This window comes from Streptomyces sp. P1-3, from assembly GCF_050613155.1.
GTDB lineage: Bacteria > Actinomycetota > Actinomycetes > Streptomycetales > Streptomycetaceae > Streptomyces.
The window spans coordinates 2,988,282-3,011,645 of the sequence record NZ_CP192512.1 but is presented as its reverse complement, the minus strand read 5'-3'; the positions used below and the strand labels follow the sequence as shown (position 1 = coordinate 3,011,645).

Sequence of the window (23,364 nt, the reverse complement as noted above, 5' to 3'; positions counted from 1 at the left end):
CACCCCAAGGTGTGCACCGCGCAGGCGGGACCGGCTAGGACGCCGTCCTGGGCTTCCGTTTGGCGGGTTCCTTCTTCGCCGCCGTCTTCTTCGCGCCGGACGCCGTCTTCTTCTCGCCCTCCCCGCCGCCCCCGCGGCCGCCCCCGGCCGACGCCGCACGCTTGGCCGGGGTCTTCTTCTCCGCCTTGCGGGCGCGCAGCGCGGTGACCGTCGCCTCGGCCTTCTCCTCGCTTTCCGCGCCCTCCTCGGCCGCTTCGCCGCGCGCCTTCCGGGCCGTTCGCACGCTGTCCTTCAGCGCCGCCATGAGGTCCACGACCTGGGCCGTCTCGCGCGGTTCGCCGAACTCCACCGACGGGGCCGCCCCGGAGACCTTGGCGGCGACCAGCTCCTCAAGGGCCTCGTGGTACTCGTCGTGCAGCTCGTCCAGCTCCACCTCGCCGAGCGTGGCCATCAGGGTGTCGGCCAGGTCGAGTTCCGCCTTCTTGACCGTCACCTTCTCCTTCGGCGCCAGGCCGGACGCGTCGCGCACCTCGTCCGGCCAGACCATGCGGTGCATGGTGATCGTGTCCCCGACGACGCGCAGCATGCCCAGCCGCTCCCGGCCCCGATGGACGTACTTGGCGATGGCGACCTTGTCGCTGCGCTTGAGCGCCTCGCGCAGCAGGACGTACGGCTTGGCGCCCGTGGCGCCCTGCACACCCAGGTAGTAGGCGTCGCCCATCTGGAGCGGGTCGATCTCGCTCGCGGGGACGAACGCCTCGATCTCCAGCGTGTGCGTGGTCGGCAGCGGCAGCGCCGCCAGGTCCTCGTCGGAGATCGGGATGAGGCTGCCGTCAGCGTCCTCGTAGGCCCTGCCGATGTCCGGGGCGTCGACCGGCTCGTCTTCCAGTTCGCACACCTTCCGGTAGCGAATCCGGCCGCCGTCGGCGGTGTGGATCTGCCGGAAGGAGACGGAGTGGTCCTCCGTGGCCGGGTACATCTTGATCGGGATGCTGACCAGGCCAAACGAAATAGCCCCATTCCATATGGCTCGCATCATTAATCCCTTTCATGGGATTCTTATCGTATGTCGCCGATCGCGGAGGTGGAGGGGCGGCGTATCGCCCTGCGGAATCTCGACAAGATCATCTATCCGGCCACCGGCACGACCAAGGGTGAGCTCCTGCACTACCTGGCGTCGACCGGCGCCGTTCTGCTCCCGCATCTGCGCGGCCGCCCCCTGGCGTTCCTGCGCTATCCGGACGGCCCCGACGGCGAGAAGTTCTTCACCAAGAATCCGCCGCCCGGTACGCCCGCCTGGGTGAAGACCGCCGAGGTCCCGCGCCACGAGGGCGAGACCGCCCGCCAGGTGCTGATCGAGGACCTGGCGAGCCTGATGTGGGCGGCCAACCTCGTGGTGGAGCTCCACACGCCGATGTGGCGGGAGGCGGACGGTTACGGCGTGGCCGACCGGCTCGTCCTCGACCTCGACCCCGGCGAGCCCGCCACCGTGGTCGAATGCTGCGCCGTCGCCGTATGGCTGCGCGGGCGGCTGGCGGACGACGGTCTGCGCGCGCTGCCCAAGACCAGCGGGTCCAAGGGCATCCACCTCCTCGCCCCGCTCCGGCCGACCGACTCCGCCGCCACCACCGCCTACGCCAAGCGGATCGCCCTGGAGGCGGAGCGGGCGCTGCCCGGCCTCGCCCTGCACCGCATGAAGCGGTCCCTGCGGCCCGGCAAGGTCTTCGTCGACTTCAGCCAGAACGCCGCCGCCAAGACGACCGCCGCCCCCTACACGCCGCGGGCACGCTCCGAGCCCGCCGTCTCCACGCCGGTGACGTGGGACGAGATCGAGGGCTGCGACCGCCCCGGCCAACTCGGCTTCCGTATCGAGGACATCCCGGCTCGCCTCGCGCGGCACGGGGACCTGCTGGCCCCTCTGCTCGACCCCGACGACGCCGTCGCGCTCCCCGAATGACGTCGCGCTGTTATTGAATTGGCAATTTCCTTACGGGAGTTGTTTGTCTCATGCGCCCCGAGAGGGCTTAACCAACGCGTTACGTCATGGTAGGTGTGGTGTTCACAGTGATAATTGAGTCTGATGGCGCCGACTGCCCCCAGTGAAGCGGGCTGGCCGGCGTGATCGTGACATTCGGTCCTCCCCCCACGATCCGACCAGGATGGGACCACAGAGATGCGGAATCCGCTGGAGCGCGCCCTCGCGCTCCCCACGCCGTCTGCCAACGCCGCGCCGGCCGAGCCCGCCGAGCCCGCCGCGGCCCCTCGCGCGCCCCGGCGAAGAACCGGCTCACCCCGCTAGGTCCTGCCCGGGCCCGGTGCCCCGCGCCGGGCCCGACGTGACGACCACGGCACGAGCCGCCTCCGCGGCCGCCTTCCGGAAGCTTCCCGCGCGTCCGGGCGCCCCCACGCGCCCGTACCGCGGCGGTACGGAGGCGGGCCGCGTCGGCCCGGCCGATCCCCACGCGCCATGAGGCCACGGCGTGTTCCGCGCACCGCGCGTCTCCCAGAGGTACCGCACCGACCAGGCGTGCCTCCCGCGGGCCGTGCACCGACCAGGTGCACCTCCCGGGCGGCGCCGCGCCCAAGTGTGAGCCCTCACAGGGAGTTCACATATCGTGCGCAACCCGCCCCTGGCATGCGCCCTCTTCGTACGCGCAGCACGTACCCGCACCGCGTACGCACAGCGCACGCGCACCGCGCGCCCCCACGGCGTGTCCTGCAGACGCCCCATGCACGGCCTGCCGCCATGCAAGGAAGGAAACCCAGGTGCTCACTTCGCACCCGACGCCCACCCCCGGGACCCCACCCCACGTCACCCCCGGGACCCCACCCCACGCCGGGCCGGTGACGATTCCCGGCCCCCGTCCCGCCCCCTCGCCCGCCTCGCGCGGCCGGGTCCTCACCGTCGGCATGCCGGGCCCCCGGCTCGACCGGCTGACCACGACCCTGGTGTCCACCGGCCACGAGGTGCGGCACGCCGTGCCCAGCCAGGTGACCCGCCAGCTCCAGCAGGCGCCCCCCGACGCGATCGTCGCCCTGGACGACGACCAGGTCAGGGGCGAGGTCATCCGCGAGGTCCGCACCGACCCCGCGGGCCAGGCCCTGCCGCTGCTCGTGGTCAGCGCCGCACCCGGCCCCGCCGACGTCGCCGACATCCTGCGGCACGGGGCGGACGACTGCGTACCGGACACCTCCGACCCCGTCGAGCTGTCCGCCCGCATAGAGGCCAAGCTGCGCCGCGTTCCGGTCCCGGTGGAGAACCTGCTCCTCGACCCCCGCACCGGCCTGTACTCCGAGCCCCACTTCCGGGACGAACTCGACCGGGAGCTGGGCCGCCCCGCCGCGGGCCGCCGCGGCGGTGTGATGGCCCTGGTCGCCGTCGCCGAGATGGCCGCGCTGGAGACCCGGCTCGGGCCCCGCGTACGCCGGGAGGTCGCCGAGCGGCTGGCCGCGGTCGCCGAGAAGCTCGGCAGCTCCTGCGACCGGCTCGGATGGGACGACCAGGGCCGGCTGCTCGTGCTGATGCCCGGCATCGAGGAGGAGGCGGCCCAGCGCGGCCTGGAGCGGTTCGCCGCCGCCGTCGCCGGAACCCGCTTCATCGTCGCCGACGAGAACGTGCGGCTGACCCCGGCCATCGGCTGGACCCCGCTGGCCGGATGCGCCGACCAGGTCCAGGCCGTCCGCAACGCGGCCGACGCGGTGGCCGAGTCCGTCAGCCACCGGGACCTGCGCCCGGTCAGGTACGAGACGTGGATGCGCGGCACGCACCGCCGACCGCACGCCTTCGGGGTGGCCGTCCGGGCCGCGCTGTCGGCGCTGTCCCCGGTCCTGGTCCTGCTGGCCGGGGTGGCCGTACCGTTCCTGCTCTACACGCAGACGTACGCGATGGGCTGGGACCTCGGTTCCGCCATGTACTGGGTGGTGGTCGCCGGGCTCCTGGTCTCCGCGGTGCTCATCGTGCTGGAGTGCTTCTACGCGCTCGACGCCGCGCGGCGCCCCGACGGCCCCCCGCAACGCCCCGACGGGCCCGCGCAGCCGTATCCGCCGGCGAGCGCCGTCATCGCCGCGTACCTGCCGAACGAGGCCGCGACCATCGTCGACACCGTCGAATCGTTCCTGCGCCTGGAGTACCCCGGCGAGCTGGAGATCGTGCTCGCGTACAACACGCCGCACCCGCTGCCGGTGGAGGACACCCTGCGCGCGATGGCGCGCCGCGACCCGCGCCTGGTCCTCCTCCCGGTCTCCGGCAGCACCTCCAAGGCCCAGAACGTCAACGCCGCGGTGACCCGAATACGCGGCGAGATGGTCGGCATCTTCGACGCCGACCACCACCCGGCCCCGAAGTCCTTCCAGCACGCCTGGCACTGGCTGTCCAACGGCTACGACGTCGTCCAGGGCCACTGCGTGGTCCGCAACGGCGACAGCTCCTGGGTGGCCAGGATGGTCGCGGTGGAGTTCGAGTCCATCTACGCGGTGAGCCACCCGGGCCGCACCCGGCTGTACGGATTCGGGGTCTTCGGCGGCTCGAACGGCTTCTGGCGCACCGATCTGCTCGCCCGCACCCGGATGCACGGTTCGATGCTCACCGAGGACATCGACTCCACCATGCGCGCGCTGGCCGAGGGCGCGCGGTTCACCGTCGACCGCACGCTCATCTCCCGCGAACTGGCCCCCACCACCGTCAAGCAGCTGTGGAACCAGCGGTCGCGCTGGGCCCAGGGCTGGCTCCAGGTGTCCCTCAAGCACCTGTGGCGGGCCCTGCGCTCCCCGGTGTTCACCGCGCGCCAGAAGTTCGGGATGTTCGTCCTGCTCGGCTGGCGCGAGGCGCAGCCGTGGCTGACGCTCCAGATGCTGCCGGTCCTGCTCTACTCGGTGTGGAAGGAGGGCGGCCCGCAGAACATGGACTGGGCGGTGCCCGTCTGCCTGCTGGCCACGCTGGTCACCCTGTCCGCCGGCGTGGTGCAGGCCGCGTTCGCCCGGCGGCTGGCCGTGCCCGAACTGCGCAGGAAGCGCGGCTGGTTCTGGCGGTACATGCTGGTGTCGACGTTCTTCTACAGCCACTTCAAGAACATGCTGGCGCGGCACGCCTGCCTGAAGGAGGCGCTGGGGGAGCGGCAGTGGCGGGTCACCCCGCGCGCGGCGAAGGCGGGGGACGGAGCGTGAGCACCACCATCACCGCCACCGCCAGGACCACGGCGACGGTCACCGAGGCCACCACCGCGAAGGGCAAGGGCCTGCCGCCGGAGGGCGCGCCCGCCCGCAGCCGGGCCCGGGAGATCGAGGGCTACCGCGGGCTCGCCGCGCTGAGCACGGTCGTCTTCCACGTATGGCAGCAGTACTTCCGGTACGACGCGGACGGCTCCCACCCCCCGGTGGACAACCACTTCCTCGGCTCCCTGATCTCCCTTGAGGTCATCGACCTGTTCTTCGTGCTGTCCGCCTACCTGCTGGCCCTGTCCTACGCGCGCGCGGCCATCGACGGAGGGACGACCCGCCCCGCCCGCTCGTTCCTGTACCGGCGGGTCGTCCGGATCGTGCCGCTGTACTTCCTGGCCGTCATGGTCGTCTGGTCGATCCGCAACCCGACCCTCCCCGGGAACTGGACGGATCTCTTCGAGCACCTGACGTTCACCCATGTCTGGGACCGGGAGCAGATCTTCTACACCATCGGCCCCACCTGGTCGCTGTCCCTGGAGATCATGTTCTATCTCGCGCTCGTGGTGCTCGGACCGCTGGCGGTACGCGCCTGCCGGCGGCTGGAGCGGCGCGCCGCGCGGGTGGCCGTGTGCGCCGCGGGCTGCCTGCTGCTCTACGCCGGACCGCTGGCATGGATCGCCGTCGCGCACTACGGGTTCGAGGTGCCGCACACCGACTGGCCGGTGTACTTCGGCCCGCAGGCCCGGTTCGGCGGATTCGCCGTGGGCATGGGCCTGGCCGTCCTGGTGACCGCCCTCAAGGACCGGGCCCGGCTGGGCACCGGTGCGGCATGGACGCTGCGGCTCGCGGCGGTCGCGGGCACGTACGGCCTGTCGCTGCTCACCACGGACCCCGAGAACGCCGCGACGACGTTCTTCCACCCGGCCGCGTCCCTGCTGTGGGGGCTCATGCTGTTCAGCACGGTCCACGTACGCCGTCAGGAGCGCAGGCGCGGGCTGCTGACCTCCCGCTGGCTCACCGGCGTCGGGCTGGTCAGCTACAGCCTGTTCATCTGGCACGAGCCGATCATGCTCGAACTCGACAAGGCCGGACTGCTCCCGCAGAGCCAGGCCGGCTATCCGCTGGCCACGCTGATCGTGCTGCTGGTGGCGGTGCCGGTGGCGGTGCTGAGCTACTGGGTCGTGGAGTACCCGACCGGCATGCTCGGCAAGCTCAAGGACTACCGCGGCAGGCCGCGGGACTTCTACGCGGAGGCGAAGCCGGCGCGCTGACGGCCTTCGGCCGTCGGAAGGGGCCCGCTCGAAGATCACGAAGATCTCCGAGCGGGCCCCTTCGTCCAGGATGTCGGACATGATGGCGCCATGACGCGTATACGAAGATCCCTGCCGCTGCTCCTGCTGCCCCTCCTGCCCCTGGCGCTGACCGGGTGCGGGACGGAGTCGAGCGCCGCGGGTGGCGGGGTCGACCGCGCCGAGTTGGAGGCGCGGGCGAAGGCGTTGGGCACCGAGCTGGACATGGTGTACGTCACCGACGTCCCCGGCTACAAGGTCGTGCCCCAGTCCGTCGGGGTCATCGGCGACCACGGCTTCGGGGCCGCCTACACCAAGTCCGGCAGCGGGGTGATCGACCTGCGGGTGGACGAGACCGGGGGCGGCCTCGCCGACTGCGCGGAGGTGGACAGCATCGAGGTCGAGGGCCACAAGATGACGTGCGAGCAGGACGGCGAGAGCCAGTACCGCTCGACGAAGACCACCCATGAGTACGTGCGCGTGGACGGCGGACGGACCATCTGGCTGTCCGCCGGACGGGACGGCGTCCCGCGCGAGACCCTCCGCAAGGCCGCGGAGAACGCCCATCAGGCCGACGACGGCGAGCTGGCCGACATCATGCCGGAGACCGCGGGCGGCAGCGGCGGCGGGCAGGGCGGCACCGAGCGCGGTGACCTACCGAAGACGGGCGACGGCGCGCCGCAGGACCCGCCGGGGTTCACCGAGGGCACGAGCGGCTGACCAGCCGCGGGCGGCTGGCCTGAGGGCGCGGGCCCAGGCTGAGCGGGGGCACCGGCCAAGGCAGGGGCACCGGCCGGGATGACAGGCCGCGGGCAGCGGCTCAGGTGACCTTCACCCAGTCCAGGCTCCGCTCCACGGCCCGCTTCCACCCCTCGTACCCCTCCGTGCGCCGCTCCTCGCTCCACTGCGGCTGCCACCGCTTCGACTCCTGCCAGTGGGAGCGCAGTTCGTCGGTGTCCTGCCAGAACCCGGTGGCGAGCCCGGCGGCGTAGGCGGCGCCGAGCGCGGTGGTCTCGGGGACGACGGGACGGCTGACCGGCACCCCCAGCACGTCGGCCTGGATCTGCATGCACAGGTCGTTGGCCGTCACTCCGCCGTCCACCTTCAGGACGTCGAGGTGCACCCCGGAGTCCCGCTCCATGGCCTCCACCACGTCCCGGCTCTGGTAGCAGATGGCCTCCAGGGTGGCCCGCGCCAGGTGGGCGCCGGTGTTGTAGCGGGCCAGGCCCACGATCGCGCCACGGGCGTCGGACCGCCAGTACGGGGCGAACAACCCGGAGAAGGCGGGCACGAAGTACATGCCGCCGTTGTCCTCGACCGAACCGGCCAGCCGCTCGCTCTCCGCCGCGTCGTTGATGATCTTCAACTGGTCCCGGAGCCACTGCACGGCGGCGCCGGTGACGGCGATGGAGCCCTCCAGGGCGTAGACGGCGGGGCTGCCGTAGAACTGGTACGCCACGGTCGTCAGCAGCCCGTACCGGGAACGGACCGGCTCGGTGCCGGTGTTGAGGACCAGGAAGTTTCCGGTGCCGTAGGTGTTCTTCGCCTCGCCGGGGGAGAAGCACACCTGTCCGACGGTCGCCGCCTGCTGGTCGCCCAGGACGCCCGCGATGGGAATGGCGGCGCGCAGGGGCCGGGACGTACGGGCCTGACCGAAGGCGTCGGGGTGGGCGGACGGGTGGATGGCGGGCAGCATCGCGCGCGGGACCCCGAAGACGCCGAGCAGTTCGTCGTCCCAGTCCAGGGTCTCCAGGTCCATCAGCATGGTGCGGCTGGCGTTGGTCACGTCGGTGGCGTGCACGCCGCCATCCGGGCCGCCGGTGAGGTTCCACAGCACCCAGGCGTCGGTGTTGCCGAAGAGTGCGTGGCCGCGCTCGGCGGCCTCGCGCAGGCCGTCGACGTTCTCCAGCAGCCACTGGATCTTGCCGCCGGAGAAGTAGGTGGCCGGTGGCAACCCGGTCTTGCGGCGGATGACGTCCCCGTACCCGTCGCGTTCGAGGGCGGCGGCGATGCGGTCGGTACGGGTGTCCTGCCAGACGATGGCGTTGTGGTACGGGCGGCCGGTCCTGGGGTCCCAGACGACGGTCGTCTCCCGCTGGTTGGTGATGCCGATCGCCGCAAGGTCGGCGGCGGACAGATCGCAGTCGCGCATGGCGTTCTGCATCACGGTGTTGGTGCGCTCCCAGATCTCCACCGGATCGTGCTCGACCCAGCCGGACCGGGGCAGGATCTGGCGGTGCTCGAGCTGGTGCCGGGCGACCTCGCTGCCGTCGTGGTCGAAGATCATGAACCGGGTGCTGGTGGTGCCCTGGTCCACCGCACCGACGAAGTCGGGCATCGCTGCTCCCTCAGGTCAGGTCGAGGCGGGGCCTCAGGTCGGGTGGGAGGGCCAGGGCCTCAGGACGGGGCAGGACCAGGTCCTCAGGCCTTGTCGAGGCCAGGGCCTCAATTCGGAGCGAGGCAGGTCCTCAGGCCTCGTCGAGGCGGGGCGTCTCGCCCACCTCCTGCTGCCTGGGCACCGGGAGGAAGCGGCTGACGACGACCTTGTAGAACGCGGCGCCGAGCACTCCGCCGACCAGCGGCCCGACGATGGGCACCCAGAAGTACAGATCCCCGTACTGATCTCGCCAGGCCTCGCCGTAACCGGTGATGAAGCTGGCCAGCCGGGGCCCGAAGTCGCGGGCGGGGTTGATGGCGTACCCGGCGTCGGCGCCCCACGCCATGCCGATCGCCACGACGATGAGCCCGATGACGAACGGGGCCAGATTGGCGGCGGGAGCGGTGTTGGCGAGGTCGGTGACGGCGAACACCAGCAGCACCAGGATCGCGGTCCCGATCAGCTGGTCGCGCAGGGCGCCCCACTCGCTGACGGGGAGCACCCCGTTGCCGGGCAGGGTGGAGAAGACCCCCTGGGTGGCGATGGTGTGTCCGGGGTCGGCGGCGGCCAGCGCCTCGGTGTAGTTCCACCGCACGAGCAGCGCGGCGACGAAGGCACCGGCGGTCTGCGCCACGGCGTAGGGCGCCACTTTGCGCCAGGGGAACCCCTTGAACGCCGCGAGGGCGAGGGTGACCGCCGGGTTGATGTGGGCGCCGCTGAGCCGGGCGGCGACGTAGATCCCGAGGGTGACGCCGAGACCCCAGGCCCAGGCGATGCTGTCGTGGTCGCCCAGCCCCCCGTCGGTCAGCGCGCCGCCGGCCACCACCTGGGCGACCACACCGCAGCCGAAAAGGATGAGCACCATGGTCCCGGCGAACTCCGCGGCCAACTCCCCGATCAGTCCTGAGCGCCGCTCCCGCGTCTTGTCAGCCATGTTCACCATCGTCTGCCGGAGGGCCGCACATCGCGCGCGGTGTACGGCCGTACGGGCGCCCCGGACGGGAAGGCGCCCCGTGCCGACCGCCTCTATCACGGCTGATGCCGTTACGGTCGATCTTTCCTCATCGTATAAGCCAGACTGACGATGATTTATGCGTATCCATCAGATGAAATGCCCTTGCTGTAGTACGGTCTCACCCCTCGCCAGTCCACAGGATGGGACCACCCTCTGTGACCACGACCTCGACCACACCGTCGACCTCGACCTCGACCACGACCTCGATCCAGCCGGTCCGATCGACTCGGTTCATCTCGGCTCGGTTCATCGCCTGCCACAGCGTTCTGGAACTCGACGCACGCCATCCGCTCGCCCAACGCGCCGTCGTCGACCCCCGGCTCATGCACCGTACGGTCATGTCCGGCTTCCACGGCTGGGCCGAGCCGGACGGCCCCGACCCTCGCGCCCAGATGGGCATCCTCGCCGCCTGGGCCCTCGACCCGCGTACGAACACGCTGCGCGTCGTCGTCCAGTCCCGCGTACAGCCGGACTGGACCTCACTCCCCGGCCGGGCGCTGGCCAGGGAGGTCACCATGCTGCCCGTGGACATGCGGGTCCACCGGGGCGACGTCTTCTCCTTCCGTACCGTCGTCAGCCCGGTCCGCGACCGGGAGCTGTGGCAGGACACCCCGCAGGGCCGCCGCCCGACCCGCCTCCGCGTCGCGGACGCCACCGCGAGGTACGCCCGCGAGTGGTTCGCCCAGCGCCTCCAGCCCGCCTGCGGCACCCCCGTCGGCCGCGACGGCATCCGCCGCATCGGCGCCACCGGGGACCCCTTGGCCATGTCGGTCCGCATCCTCCCGAAACTCGTCGTCGGCGACCGCCACCGCGGCAGGGCGCTCGCCCGCGCCGAGATCCGCGGCACCCTCACGGTCACCGATCCCGCGGCCTTCACCCGAGCACTGGAGCTCGGCATCGGGCCGGGACGGGCGTACGGGGCGGGGTTGCTGCTGGTACGGCGGCGGGACGGGGCGTAGGCGGGGCATGGCAGTGGGCGTGACGGGACCGGCTGCGCCGCGGGGCCCGCGCGGGCCCCGCGGGCCCCGGGACGGCACGAGTCCAGGAACGGCACGAGTCCCGGGGCGGTACAAGTCTCGGGACGGCACGAGTCCCGAAAATCGGCACGGGCCCCGGGGCGGTACGAGTCCCGGTGAACGGCCCTAGTCGCCCTAGCCGTGCTGTCCCGGAACGGCACTAGTCCCGGAGCGAGCGGAGCGTCTCCGCCTGGCGGACGCGGACCGCGAGGTCGCGGTCGAGTTCGGCGATCGCGCGGGCGGGGCTCGGTTCGCCGCTGAGCTCGGCGGCGCGGATGCGGTCCAGGCGGAAGCCGCGGCCGGCGCGGCGGCTGCGGCACCAGCCGATCAGATACCAGGCGCCATTGGCGGCGAGCAGTCCGCCCGGCTCGACCTCGCGCTCACTCTCCCGGCCGTCCGCGTCGACGTACCAGATCCGCACCACCGTTCCTTCCGCCACGGCCTGTTCGACGACGGCCAGCGCGCTGGGTGCGGTGCGGGAGGGCAGTACGTGGATCAACCCGGTGAGCGCGCGGACCTCCTCGGCGGTGGACTCGCCGAGAGCGGCGGCGAGTTTGCGCATCGCGCTCCGGCCGGCGGCCGAGAACGGGGTGGTGTCCTCGGCGCCGGCGAGCGCGGTGGCCACCGCCAGCGCCTCGGCGGCCGTGAGATTGACCGGCGGCAGGCTGGTCCTTCGGTCGACGAACCAACCGCCCCGCCGCCCGGCCTCGGCCCGTATGGGCACCCCGCTCTCCAGGAGGGCCTGGAGATCGCGCTGGACTGTGCGCCGGGAGACCTCGAACCGGGCCGCGAGCCAGCCGACGGTACGGGGGCGGGGCGCGACGGCCCGGAGCTCTTCGACCAGGGCGTAGAGACGTTCGGTGCGATTCATGACGGTGTAAGGCTAGGGACAGGCCCGGGACAGGGCCATCCAGCCCAAAGGCCCCCTAGCCCAAGCGCCCCCTAGCCCAGACCCACCGAACCCAGGGCCTGACGCAGGAACGCTTCCTGGGTGGCCAGTTCGCGGCGGGCGACGGTGGTCGGGGCGAGCGTGAAGCCGTGCCAGCCCTCGGCGACGATCTCCAGCTCGGCCGCGTTCCCGGCGGCCCGCCAGCGGGCGGCCATGAACAGGGTGTCGTCGAGTACGGGATCGGCTGTGCCGACGGTGAACCGGGCCGGGGGCAGGCCGCGCAGATCGGCGTGGAGCGGGGAGATGTCCGGATCCAGTCGCTCGGCGGGGCTCCGGCCCGGGAGCAGCTGCTCGCGGAACCAGGCGAGGACCGGTGAGTTGATGAGCAGGTTGCGGTCGCCCGCGCGTCGCGCGCTGGGGGTGCCGTAGGCCAGATCGTAGGCACCGAAGGAGAGCTGGGCGGCACGGAACGCGTCGGCGGGCGCAACAGAGTGCCGGTCGCGCAGCCGCAGCAGCGTGGTGACGGACAGCCGGGCCCCGTGCGACTCCCCGCCGATCAGCAGCCGTCCGGTGCCGAACTCGGCGGCCGCCTGGTCCAGCAGCCACAGGGCGGCCCGCTCGGCGTCGTCGGCGCCCGCCGGATAGGGGTGCTCGGGCGCCAGCCGGTACTCGACACTGACCACGGCGACCCCCACATGGTGTGCCAGGTCGCGCAACCGGACGTCCTGGCCGTCGGCGGAGCCGAGCACCCCTCCGCCGCCGTGGAAGTGCAGGAACACCCCGGCCGGCTGACGATCCTCGGGCGGGGTGAGGACACGCAGCCGCACGCGGTGGCCTGACGGTGCGGTGACCGTACGCCAGACGGCCTCCGGAAGCAGGGTGACAGCCGGGAACCCACCGCCGCCCGCCCGCTGCTGCGCTCGCGCGGCCGGAGGGTCGTCCTGCACATGCAGCGGGATCTCACCGTCGAGCAGCTGCTCCAGACGGTCGTTGGCGGCCCGGGTCTCGGCCAGCTCGGCGGGGTCGAGCCCGGTGGTGGCGATGGAGTACGCGGCGGATGCGGTGGAGTGTGCGGTGTTCATGGGGCCACGGTCGTGCGGAGCCGCGACACCGTGATGTCACCGTTCCGCCGTGAGCCGGGCCACAGTGCCGAAAGCGGCGCCTTCTGACATGGCACTCCTCATCCCGGGTACCCGGGGCGGGGTCCGTGACCGCGTATGGCAAGGTGTGCCGACGACTCACGCCGACCGGACCTCGCGAGGGAGTCCGGCCCGCGGCTGCCTCCCGGGTACCGGGACCCTGCGGCGGCACCCGGGGAGCCGGACTGTCGCATGCCGGACGGGAGCATCCTGACCGGTTCACGCCCGACCTTTCAGGAGTACCACCCGTGAACGGAAAGCGCCGCCGCCTGCTGCTGGCCGCCCTCGGCCCCATGCTCGAACCCGGGGAGCAGGTCGAGGTGGCGACCATTGTGAACCTGAGTTCCGTCTCCGTGCGCCGGACGGCGGCGTTCGCGACAGCCTCGGCGATCATGAGCGGTGGCGGAATGGCCGTGGTCCCGGTGCCGACCCCCATGTACTTGGCCATGACCGACCGCCGCATCTTCATCTTCCGGGCGAACCCGACGTTCGCCCGCCCGGAGGAGCACCTGATGACGATTCCGCGCGCCGGTCTCGTCCGCTCGGAGATCAAGGAGCGCCTGCTCAACTCGTCCTTCGTCATCTCCTCACCGGACAGCGAGCAGGGCCTGAAGATCATCTTCCCGCTGCTCGGCCGCAAGGACCGAGACACGGTGGCGGCCGCGCTGCCCCTGCCGGGCTGACCGCCCCACGCCCGGGCACGAGCCGGGGGACACGAGCAGACGGCACGGTCAGCCCCAAGGCAGCGGAACCGGACGGTCATTCCGGCCGGGCAGAGTTCAGGATGACGTCGACGAAGTCGCCGCTCGAATCCGGGATCCGGGGACGCAGACGGGCCGACTCGGTCACCGCCATGAGCCGGTACTGGTCTCTGCGCGCGGTGAACAGGTATCCGCCTCGACGGGGCCGGCGCTGAGCGGCACCGTCACGGCGGCCGAGACCGCCCGGATCGACACGCTCGCGGTCGCCGGAGGGGACCGCCTGGCCGAACGCCCCGTAGAGGAGCGGCTGCTGGCGGCGGCCCGTGCCGTCGCTGCGCGGGCGACGCGGGTCGCGTCGGTGTGCACCGGCGCCTTCGCCCTCGCCGAGCCCGTCCAGGGCGACGGACGTCGGGCGACCACGCACTGTCGACGCGCCGATACGCTTGCCCGCCGTCACCCCCGCGTGCGCGCCGAGCCGGACACCATCCACGTCAGGGACGGACGGTTCGTCACCTCGGCAGGCGTCAGCGCAGGCATCGATCGGACCCCCGCCTTGGCCTAGGACGACCGCGCAGCTGATCCGGCCCCAGCATCGCGCGCGAAAAGGTCGTGTTCCTCCAGTGCAGGAGCCCTCCCGACCTTTCGAGGGGAAGGGCTCCTGACCTGCTGCTTTATGGTGCTCCGGCAGGATTCGAACCTGCGACACCCGCTTTAGGAGTTCGATCGCGGGTCGAGGCTCGCCGAGGTGGCCTGAAGGCGCCCGGCAGGCCAGAGCTGCCCAAGTTCGCCCCGCTCCACTGCTGTCCGCCGTTGTTGATGTCAATCGTATATGTCAGCGGAGTCTCTCCGGTCTGTCACTCGAACAACCAACAGCCGAGTGCGGTCTACCGCTCGGGTCGGCCGACAGAGTCGGGCTCCGGCAAGGCGTTGGGGCTAGGTCGGCTGTCCCATCGTCATCCACCAGGTGGCCACCCCGTGGTCGAACGCCAAGATCCAACTCTCGCCCACCAGTACTTGCCCCCGAAGGAATCCAGTTACAAGACGCCCCGCGGCCACGGGATGGTCGATAGAATCACTTACACAAGGAAGGGTAGGAAATGGCACGTAAATCTACACCTACGAGCGAAATCGAACTGATCGATTCCGTTGATCGAAGTGTCTCCTCGGTAAGGACGCGCCAACTGGACATCTCATTCAACGAATTGGCGGACATGTATGAGTCCGGAGAGCTCATCATCGACCCTGAGTATCAAAGACTCTTTCGCTGGACTCCTGGGGCCCAGTCTCGACTTATTGAGACGCTAATCCTGGAGCTCCCGGTGCCGCCAATCTTCCTCATGGAAACCGAAGAAAATGTCTATGAGCTAATCGACGGTCTCCAGCGAATTTCCTCCTACCTCAATTTTCGTGGGCTGCTAAGGGGAGGAGACGCGGAGGATTCGCCGTTGACGCTGGAAGACTGCGACATCGTGACCGAGCTCAACGGGCACACATACAAGTCGCTTCCTATCCCGTTGGTCCGGCGCCTCAAGAGGAATTTTATTCGCGCCGAAGTCTTGCGGAAGGAGAACAACCCCAGGCTTCGCTACTACATGTTCAAGAGGCTCAATTCAGGTGGTTCTCCCCTGGAGCCGCAAGAGATCCGGAACTGTACCATCCGATTGCTGGATCCCTCGTTTAATGACAAGCTCCGGAATCTGGCGTCCGATGGCGATTTCCGATATTGCATTAGTACCGTTGCGGAGGGGCAGCTCGAAAAGCGGTACAGTGAGGAGTTGATCCTCCGATTCTTCGCATTCAAGAATAATGCAGAGGGGTATAGGCATGAAGTCGGGGACTTCCTGACCGAGTACATGGAGGCTGCCTCGGCGCCGGAAGGTGTGCCAGCCTCAATTTTCGAGGAGCGGAGGGACGAAGCGGATTTCCGCAAGACTTTCAAGGTCCTCCGTGCCGCATCGGCCACCGTGGAAGATGAGGTGGGTCGCCGCATCTTTGGTTCGGTGGATGCGAGAGGGAAGACTCGTGGTCAGTTCGCCGTCTATCATTTCGAGGGCTTCACGCTGGGAATCCAGGATATTCTCGATCGCCTGAATCCCGAAGATGCGACACAAATGGAGCGACTCGGTGTCAGGATTCGTGAAATCAAGGCGAATCCGTTGCTGCGAAACCATACTGGTGGGGGAAAGAACACGGCTGCCGCGTATCGCGCTCGCATCTCTTTCTTTGCTGATGAGCTCGCAAAAATCCTGGACTGAGCATGTCGGAAGCTGACGCAGTTGCCATCAGGGCGACGCTCGAAGGAGAGATGACTTGGCGCCGGAATGAGGTTCGCCGGCTCCGGAATATGCAGTCACTTGACATCTCGCAGGATTCTCGAGAGTCTCTTCGTCGCGCACTTCTTGTCATGCTTTACGCGCACCTTGAAGGCTACACAAAGTTCTCTCTGGAGCAGTACGCCGAGACAATTAACCGGGCAAGTCTCACCGTCGCAGAGGGGCGGAAGCAGCTAGGAGCAGCCTGCCTGACGGAGAGATTCAAGAATTATAGATCTCCCGAAATTGGCGACCCGTTGGACCCGGCAGGGGCTCGAGCGCGGCAAGTGCTCAAGGATGCCGACTTCCTCGAAGAATTGATGAACCTTCAAGGTCGGCGCATCTCGCTAAACGTTGATCACGTCACGTCTGCGGATTCGAACTTGTCCCCCGCCGTGTTGCGGCGGAATTTGGCAATGTTGGCACTAGACGATGCCGAAATCCACCGTTTCACCGGCGCCCTCGATGGATTGCTTAAGCTGCGAAATGGCATTGCGCACGGCGAAAGAATGAACCTGCCGAGCGACCCCTCGTTCGTGAAGCTGGAGGGGCGCATATTCGCCCTGTGCGACTCACTCACGCTACTCATCTACCAGTCAGTTCGTGATGAGGCGTTCCGACGGTAGACATCGGCGGAGCGGGTTTGGCCGGTGTCCTGCCCGGTTTGGGGTCGGGCATGGTCGGGGGGCCGTACGCTGGCCAGGCAACTCGGGCAGGCTTGCTCCTGCCCGCAATGAGCACGAGTGGCCCCCTGGCCTTGCCTGACGCGGGACCCGAATCGGGGAGGTGGGTAAAGCCGTGGAGCTGACCCCCAGCCACGACGGCGCCGTTTCCTCAGCCAAGGTGCTCGCTGCTGCCGCGCGGCTGGGCGAACCGGGCTGGAGCGGGGCGGAGACAGGAGCGGCGGCCCGGGGAGCCGGGCCGCGCGCGGCGAGCTTGCGAGCCGCCTTGAACCTGTAGAGAAGGTTGTAACTCAACGGCCGTGGCTTGGGTGTCGGGCCATCCGGTGCGTGGTGGGGGATCTGAACTACTCGGCGCGTGGCGGGCAGTCGGAAGGCTGCGCGGTGGGGCAGGGCTGAGAAGGTGACCGGGCGGGTGGTTCATGCGATGCGTGTGTTTCGGGGTCTGATGGTGAAGAAGGCTGCTTCTCCGGCGCGCGAGTGTGTCCAGTGCGTCCTTGTCGATGCCGGGCTCCGGTCGCATGTCGCATCGATGCCCGGTCTGGGTCGTCGGGGTAGGAGCCGTCGCGAGCCGCCGGTGCCGTCGAAAGAGAGGACACCCCCCTCGGGTGACTTTTCAGTTACTAACTTCGTTGTTACTAACGCTGGAGTTAGTATCACTATGTGTGGGGCTGGATGCGGAGGGTGAGCCATGGTGGATTTCGTAGGCAGGCGGCATGAGCTTGAGACGCTGGCTCGCGAGTTGGAGAAGGTGGCGGCCGGGGTCGGTGGGGAGCGCTCTGGTCGCTGCGTGATGCTGCGCGGACGTCGGCGGGTGGGTAAATCCCGGCTTGTCGAGCGGTTCGCCGAGCGCTCCGGTGTGCCTTTCCTTTTCTACGCCGCGACAGGGGCGTCGACGGCAGCCGATCTGGAGCGACTCGCGCAGGACGCGCAAGTGTCCAGTCTTCCGATGGCGGGGCTGCTGGCTGCTGCCCGGCCCGGTGACTGGGGCGCGGCCTTCGACGTCCTCGCGGCGGCACTGCCGCAAGACCAGCCGAGCATCGTGGTCATGGACGAGGTGCCCTATCTCATGGACGCGGAGGGAGCGTTCGAGGGCTTGCTTCAGCGAGCCTGGGACCGGGCACTGGAGTCCCGGCCTGTGCTCTTGATCCTCATCGGTTCGGACCTGTCAATGATGGAGGCACTGAACAGTTACGGCCGCCCGTTCCACCAGCGTGGGCGGGAAATGGTGCTGGGCCCGCTCAACCCCGCGGAAGTGGGCGCGATGCTGAACCTTGACCCGGCCTCAGCCTTCGATGCGACCCTGATCACCGGGGGGCTGCCGCTGATCTGCGCGGACTGGTCGCCCGGTGCAGGGATGTGGGAGTTTCTGCAGGCGGCGCTCAGTGACCCGGTCTCAGCCCTGTTGGTGTCGGCGGAGCGGTCGCTGGCCGCCGAGTTCCCCCAGCAAGCCCAGGCCCGCACCGTCCTCGCGGCCATCGGAAGTGGAGAGCGGACGTTCACCAATATCGCCCGTGCCGCCGGCGGGATCGGGGCGAGCCCGCTGCAGCGGTCGCTGGGGATCCTCACCGAGAAACGGGTGGTTGCCGCAGAACTCCCCCTGTCGACGCGTCCGTCGAAGGACCGCCGCTACCGGGTCGCCGATCCGTATCTCCGCTTCTGGCTGCGCTTCCTCGGTCCGGCAATGGAGGAGATCGAGAGGGGGCGTGGCGACCTGACCTTGCGACGCATCCGCGAGACCTGGACCAGTTGGCGCGGTCGGGCTGTCGAGCCTCTGGTGCGTGAGGCCTTGGCGCGGCTGCTGCCTGATGCGAGCCTCCCCTCGACTCCGGCCATCGGCGGCTACTGGACCCGCACCAATGACGTGGAGATCGACATCGTGGGGGCGGACCGTGCGCCCATCGCCAAGGAGCTGCTCTTCGTCGGTTCGGTGAAGTGGTTGGAGAACTCCCCGTTCGACCGGCACGACCTGGCGGCCCTGCAGCGCCACCGCGCCGTCCTCACGTCCGACCCTGTGCCCTTGGCCGCGGTCTCCCGCAGTGGGACCGACTGTGCGGGATTGGACGCTGCATATGGCCCGGCGGACCTCATTGAGGCGTGGCGCTCCTGACATCAGCGGCCGGTGACCGCTGATGTCGACTGTGGATGTCGAACGCCCCGGACCTTGATTGGTCCGGGGCGTTCCGCTGTTCCTGCTGCGTGCCCCCGGCAGGATTCGAACCTGCGACACCCGCTTTAGGAGTTTTCCCTGATCAAGGCTGTGACCTGCGCAAACGGTGGGCGCAGCATTCCTGACCTCGGAAGACCCCTCTCCGTAGTTCTCACGTGTTCGCGGAGTTACCCAGCCTCATGTGTGCTGAATGCGTTCCGGGGCGTCGGCCGCCTGGGGGGGGGCGTGGCGGCGCCGCCGTTGGCCAGCCAGTGCGAGACGACCATCGCGATTGCGACGTGGATCACGTCAGCATGACTCTTTCTGCTACGCGAGTTCATACCGGGTTCTCGCGCAGCGCCCGGATTTCGGCATACGGCTGCGGGCGAGCCAGGGCATGGTGAATCCTGCTAAGTCCCGGTCGGTGGCCCGCTGATCACGCGAGTGGCGGTGCGCGTCTCGAAACCGGAACACGAGGGGCGCCGGTCGAGGGGGTGCGACGCAGACATGGGTGAGGTCTTCGCCGGCCGATACGAGCTGGTCGATCCGATCGGACGCGGCCGTGTCGGCGCCGTCTGGCGCGCCTGGGACCAGCGGCGACGCCGCTATGTGGCGGCGAAGGTGCTGCAGCAGAGCGACGCGCACACCCTGCTGAGGTTCGTGCGCGAACAGGCGCTGCGGATCGACCATCCGCATGTGCTGGCGCCCGCGAGCTGGGCGGCCGATGACGACAAGGTCCTGTTCACCATGGACCTGGTCGGCGGCGGCTCGTTCGCACATCTCATCGGCGATTACGGCCCGCTGCCCCCGGCGTATGTGTGCACTCTCCTGGACCAGTTGCTGTCCGGACTGGCGGCCGTGCACGCCGAGGGCGTGGTGCACCGAGACATCAAGCCCGCGAACATCCTGCTGGAGGCGACCGGCACCGGGCGGCCGCACGTGCGGCTCTCCGACTTCGGCATCGCGCTGACCAAGGGTGAACCCCGGCTCACCGAGGCCGACTTCGTGATGGGCACCCCGGGATACTTCGCACCGGAGCAGATGACCGGCGCCGACCCGGACTTCCCCGCGGACCTGTTCGCGGTCGGACTGGTGGCGCTGTATCTCATCAGCGGCCGGAAGCCGGACGCGGAGGCGCTGATCAGGCGCTTCGAGGAGCAGGGCGTCCCGCATGCCCCCGAGGGCGTCCCGGAGCCGCTGTGGCAGGTGATCGCCAATCTTCTGCAGCCGGACCCGGAAGCCCGCTTCCGGACCGCCATCGGCGCGCGCAAGGCACTCGCCTCGGCCACCGAGCTGCTCCCGGAGCCGGACCTCGACGAGGAGGCCGTCGAGGTCTTCGACCAACTCGGGCCGTTGCCAGCGGGTTTTGGTCGCTACGGTCCCCTGAGGGGCGCTTCGGAGTTGGACGCAGGCCGCAGTGGCACAGCATCGCCGCCCACAGGCTTGGCCGCCACGTCGAAGGACGAAACAGCATCTACGACCGAGGCCGCAGTGGAGACATTCGAGCACACTCTGGCGCGGCTCTTCGTGAGATTGGGCTCCCCTCCCGAGCCCACCGAGCTTGACTACACACCAGCTGGAACCGGCGACGGAGGCGCGCAGCAGTGAACGTGGAAGACAACAACGCTCTTCCTGGTCCGACTGGCGACCCGGTCGTTTCCGCAGGGATGGAAGTTGCCATGAAATGGGGGGCAGCGCTCGGCGGACCGGAACAGCTCAAGGTCGCTTTCGAAGCCCTAGAGCCCCAGCTCAACAGGGAACACCAAATCCGGCTCAGGCAACTTGAGTTACAACGGGAAGCCTCCAAGCGGTCGGCTGCAAATGCCGCGAGAGCCGCAGAGCGGGAGGCCCACGAAGCCCGTGAACAGCGCCAACACACCTTCCGCTTGGCAAGCCTGTACGCAGGAGTGATCGTAAGTGTGGCGATGCTTGGCGCCGGTGTGTACGTCGCGAAAGATGTGTGGTGGCTGGCCACACTGCTCTGTGGGCCGAGCCTGATCGCGCTGGTGAGAATCTTCGTTCTGCGGCGAAGTGACGCCGATGACATGAGGGCCATTACCGGGAGCGCCCGGAACTCAACGAACGCCGCCGCCCAGGCACAGCCCCCCAATCCCCCCGTGCCTTGAGCGCCTCGTGCCGGAGTAGAACCACCTCTACACGAGGTGCGGGTATTTCCGCGCACCTCGATGGTCTTGGTGCCTGCGGCGACGAAGGCGGAGTACCTCAGGTAGAGGTTGAGTTCGCGGACGCGGGCGGTGGTGTCGGTAATGGGGCGGGAATACTCCTGGGTGCTGGTGCGGTCATCATGCGGCCGATCTCAGGGGTCGAGTACGAACGGAAGAAGTGAAGCGGGCCGGCCAGCAGGGTCTCGGTCAGGGCGAGCAGTTGGGCGGCGCACCGGGCCACGAGCCGGGCTACTGCCGGGTGTCGAGCATCCAGTCGGCGGCGCCGTGGGGCAAGGGCGCATCACCCTCGCAGATCAGGGACTTGGACAGTATCGCGCCGGTGTCGGTGACGATCTGGCCCCGACTAGGCGGGCGGGGGCTGGGCGCGGGTGAGGTCCAACGGCTTGGTGCGCCTCGTCGACGAGGCGGGAACCCAAGCCCCAGTCACCGCTCTTGAAACCATGACGTGGAGTATGCCGTACTGCAGGCCGACGACGGCGAGTTCCTTGACGAGGTTGCGGCGCAGCGTGGTCAGGTCGAGATAGGCACCTGAGGTGGGGTGTGACGGTCACCTCATAAGGGCCGTGGTGGAGGCAGACGGCGCTGGCGGTGGTCGCCTCCGCGTCGGTGAGGCGGGCTTGGGGCCGTTCGGCGTGCTTCTCGGCCAAGCCGCAGCCGAGGCGCGGACACGGCCCTGGTGTTTCTCGGCGCCCCCGGCAGGATTCGAACCTGCGACACCCGCTTTAGCAGTGGGATCGAACCCTTGCCGCGGCATACCGGCCGTGGCTGCGTGATGCTGTTCTGCCTGATCAGCGCTGCACGGCATCGCATCCGATCCTGCTCGTGACACCTTGTGCCGGAGCATCCGCTCACGCATCGCTCACGCATGGATGACGTGCGCGCTGGCCATAGGCGTAGCCCTGGTTGGCCTTGGGTGGTGGGCGCGGGGCGGCCCCCAGGCGTGAGCCTCGTGTCGGTGCCTGTGATCCTGCTCCGCGTACCGGATCAGACCCATGAGCTCCGTCCACGAAAGGCCCGAGCGCCGCCCGCGCATATGCACAGCGTGGGCTAATCGCGCAGTAGGCGCATAGCCAGCACGGAACCGTCAGGATGTACGGAGACGGGACCGTTCCAACGTGGGTCCCAGGTGTCACGCGGCCAGGTGGCCCGGCGCGCGTAGATTTCGCGACGGTACTGTTCCACCCGTCCCTCCTCAAGGTGACGGAAGAGATCCTCCGCGACTCCGGAGAATGCCTCGACGCGCTTCCGGTTGAGTCGGAAGACGTGGTCGGTGCCGACGAAGTCGTTACCGAAGAACCGGTGCCGTGCGTCCTGGACGCTGTCGGTGGCCGCGTGCATGAAGCCTGTGAAGTGTCGTTGCCCTTGCCGTTTCGTCAGGTACTGGGCAGTCGCCCTTGTGTCCCCGGCGAAGGCGGTAAGACCGGCTGCGGCTGCGCGGGCGAGCGCGTGTTGGAACCACGCGTAGAGGTCCGGGCTCACGTGATAGCCGGGTACGGGCTCCATAGGCTTGTCGCCTTGCGCGGGCGGCTGGATGCCGGGATAGACGTTCTCGTCTGCCAACGCGTGATCAAGCGCGCGGCCCGGAGTGTCCAGCCAACCTCCTTCTCCGTCCGCCTCCAGCGTGTGGACCGTCAGTGGGCCGTCGAGTGGGAGCTCCGTGCTGAACACCAGACACGGTGTCGCGTCCCATGCTCCGATGTGCACAGCCTCGACGTGGGCGGAAGCCGAGGCGAGCTGAGTATGGGAGGAGGAGAGCCCGCTGTGGTTGCCCTTGCATGCGATCGGGAACACGCGAGAGGGCTCGCCTGGCCTCCATACCTCGGCGAAGAACTGCGGCCGGTATCGGTAGCCCGATTTCGGGCCGGAGTCCCTGCTGGTTAGGGCCCACCCTGCGCGCAAAGCCGTGTCGGCCGGCACGATCGAGACGAAGTGACGGGGGTAGCGCCTGCTCAGGAGCCGTGTAGCGAGCGCCAGCGCGAATCCGGTACCGAGTTCTCCCGACTGAAGCGCCTTGTAGTAGTCCGCGGTCTCCCTGCCCTCGGCCGAGAGGGCCATGAAAGAGTCTGAGGTCCCGGTCAGAGCCTGGTTGTACTTCAGGCAGCCCCAGTGCTCGGCGAGGCCCCGCCCCGCTCCGCGCCGAGCCAAGGTGATTGCCCGTCCAAAGGAGTGCAGCACATCCCAGGGCGTGAGTTGCGCGAGCCGGCCGAGATCCTTCGCAGGTATGGGCCGCAGCCCAGGCTTTCGGCGAAGCCGATCAAGCTCCTTCTCCTCTCTTTGCTTGTCGTCGTCCGCCGCCGCGACGCTCACATCCCCGGCTAGCTCCGGGTTCGAGTGGACTGCGATGTTCGACGGCTCCGCAAGGTCTCTCAGTATTTCTGCCGTGATCTTCAATCTGCTCCCTCGAGTGATCCGATGTGCCTGGTCTGAGCGCTGTCGCCCGGCAGCCACGCCACC

The 23,364-nt window shown here is 69.2% G+C and carries 17 protein-coding genes, 1 tRNA gene and 1 pseudogene; 12 read left to right on the top strand and 7 right to left on the bottom strand.

Annotated elements, in window-relative coordinates; translation table 11 throughout:
- Positions 1-34: 34 nt before the first annotated feature.
- The gene (locus tag ACQUSR_RS12530; protein WP_431047545.1) at positions 35-1,036 is read right to left on the bottom strand and encodes a Ku protein; all 1,002 of its coding nucleotides are present in this window, start codon (positions 1,034-1,036) and stop codon (positions 35-37) included.
- Between the two features lie 30 nt (positions 1,037-1,066).
- Here ACQUSR_RS12530 and ligD point away from each other — a divergent pair, with 30 nt between their 5' ends.
- The 4 genes from ligD (at position 1,067) to ACQUSR_RS12510 (ending at position 7,166) form a co-directional block, all read left to right on the top strand.
- Positions 1,067-1,957, top strand: a complete 891-nt coding sequence (gene ligD, locus ACQUSR_RS12525) for a non-homologous end-joining DNA ligase (protein ID WP_431042654.1) — start codon at positions 1,067-1,069, stop codon at positions 1,955-1,957.
- Positions 1,958-2,766: 809 nt separating this feature from the next.
- Complete coding sequence (locus tag ACQUSR_RS12520) at positions 2,767-5,163, top strand: glycosyltransferase (RefSeq protein WP_431042653.1); 2,397 nt, start codon at positions 2,767-2,769, stop codon at positions 5,161-5,163.
- The gene (locus ACQUSR_RS12515; protein WP_431042652.1) at positions 5,160-6,428 is read left to right on the top strand and encodes an acyltransferase family protein; all 1,269 of its coding nucleotides are present in this window, start codon (positions 5,160-5,162) and stop codon (positions 6,426-6,428) included. The genes ACQUSR_RS12520 and ACQUSR_RS12515 overlap by 4 nt, the downstream gene beginning before the upstream one ends.
- A gap of 90 nt (positions 6,429-6,518) precedes the next feature.
- On the top strand, positions 6,519-7,166 hold the full coding sequence (locus ACQUSR_RS12510) for a hypothetical protein (protein ID WP_431042651.1): 648 nt from the start codon (positions 6,519-6,521) through the stop codon (positions 7,164-7,166).
- Positions 7,167-7,266: 100 nt separating this feature from the next.
- Here ACQUSR_RS12510 and glpK read toward each other — a convergent pair whose 3' ends face one another.
- On the bottom strand, positions 7,267-8,784 hold the full coding sequence (glpK, locus tag ACQUSR_RS12505) for a glycerol kinase GlpK (protein WP_431042650.1): 1,518 nt from the start codon (positions 8,782-8,784) through the stop codon (positions 7,267-7,269).
- Between the two features lie 130 nt (positions 8,785-8,914).
- On the bottom strand, positions 8,915-9,757 hold the full coding sequence (locus ACQUSR_RS12500; protein WP_431042648.1) for an MIP/aquaporin family protein: 843 nt from the start codon (positions 9,755-9,757) through the stop codon (positions 8,915-8,917).
- 287 nt (positions 9,758-10,044) lie between these two features.
- Between ACQUSR_RS12500 and ACQUSR_RS12495 the strand changes: the two genes are divergently transcribed.
- On the top strand, positions 10,045-10,797 hold the full coding sequence (locus tag ACQUSR_RS12495) for a type I-E CRISPR-associated protein Cas6/Cse3/CasE (RefSeq protein ID WP_431047543.1): 753 nt from the start codon (positions 10,045-10,047) through the stop codon (positions 10,795-10,797).
- Positions 10,798-11,014: 217 nt separating this feature from the next.
- Here ACQUSR_RS12495 and ACQUSR_RS12490 read toward each other — a convergent pair whose 3' ends face one another.
- Together ACQUSR_RS12490 and ACQUSR_RS12485 are read right to left on the bottom strand one after the other, a co-directional pair.
- Complete coding sequence (locus ACQUSR_RS12490) at positions 11,015-11,725, bottom strand: helix-turn-helix transcriptional regulator (protein WP_431042647.1); 711 nt, start codon at positions 11,723-11,725, stop codon at positions 11,015-11,017.
- A gap of 71 nt (positions 11,726-11,796) precedes the next feature.
- Entirely contained in the window at positions 11,797-12,825 is a 1,029-nt protein-coding gene (locus tag ACQUSR_RS12485; RefSeq protein WP_431042646.1) for an alpha/beta hydrolase, read from the bottom strand.
- A gap of 305 nt (positions 12,826-13,130) precedes the next feature.
- Here ACQUSR_RS12485 and ACQUSR_RS12480 point away from each other — a divergent pair, with 305 nt between their 5' ends.
- Both ACQUSR_RS12480 and ACQUSR_RS12475 read left to right on the top strand, forming a co-directional pair.
- Positions 13,131-13,565, top strand: a complete 435-nt coding sequence (locus ACQUSR_RS12480) for a hypothetical protein (RefSeq protein WP_431042645.1) — start codon at positions 13,131-13,133, stop codon at positions 13,563-13,565.
- A gap of 127 nt (positions 13,566-13,692) precedes the next feature.
- Entirely contained in the window at positions 13,693-14,145 is a 453-nt protein-coding gene (locus ACQUSR_RS12475; protein WP_431047541.1) for a DJ-1/PfpI family protein, read from the top strand.
- Positions 14,146-14,257: 112 nt separating this feature from the next.
- Here the strand turns inward: ACQUSR_RS12475 and ACQUSR_RS12470 are convergent.
- Positions 14,258-14,341 (bottom strand) — tRNA-OTHER (locus ACQUSR_RS12470).
- A gap of 339 nt (positions 14,342-14,680) precedes the next feature.
- Between ACQUSR_RS12470 and ACQUSR_RS12465 the strand changes: the two genes are divergently transcribed.
- The 5 genes and pseudogenes from ACQUSR_RS12465 to ACQUSR_RS12445 all read left to right on the top strand — a co-directional run bounded on the left by ACQUSR_RS12465 (position 14,681) and on the right by ACQUSR_RS12445 (position 20,850).
- Complete coding sequence (locus tag ACQUSR_RS12465) at positions 14,681-15,838, top strand: DUF262 domain-containing protein (RefSeq protein WP_431042644.1); 1,158 nt, start codon at positions 14,681-14,683, stop codon at positions 15,836-15,838.
- A 2-nt stretch (positions 15,839-15,840) separates the two neighbouring features.
- Positions 15,841-16,521 (top strand): MAE_28990/MAE_18760 family HEPN-like nuclease, encoded by a 681-nt coding sequence (locus tag ACQUSR_RS12460; RefSeq protein ID WP_431042643.1) that lies wholly within the window; start codon positions 15,841-15,843, stop codon positions 16,519-16,521.
- A 745-nt stretch (positions 16,522-17,266) separates the two neighbouring features.
- Entirely contained in the window at positions 17,267-18,685 is a 1,419-nt protein-coding gene (locus ACQUSR_RS12455) for an ATP-binding protein (protein WP_431042642.1), read from the top strand.
- A 546-nt stretch (positions 18,686-19,231) separates the two neighbouring features.
- A pseudogene (locus ACQUSR_RS12450) lies at positions 19,232-20,113 on the top strand (serine/threonine-protein kinase); the annotation flags it as partial.
- A gap of 215 nt (positions 20,114-20,328) precedes the next feature.
- On the top strand, positions 20,329-20,850 hold the full coding sequence (locus ACQUSR_RS12445; RefSeq protein WP_431042641.1) for a hypothetical protein: 522 nt from the start codon (positions 20,329-20,331) through the stop codon (positions 20,848-20,850).
- A gap of 1,107 nt (positions 20,851-21,957) precedes the next feature.
- On the opposite strand, the gene ACQUSR_RS12440 is transcribed toward ACQUSR_RS12445, so the two are convergent.
- A complete protein-coding gene (locus tag ACQUSR_RS12440; RefSeq protein WP_431042640.1) occupies positions 21,958-23,301 on the bottom strand; it encodes a hypothetical protein in 1,344 nt (447 codons plus the stop codon).
- Positions 23,302-23,364: the final 63 nt, after the last annotated feature.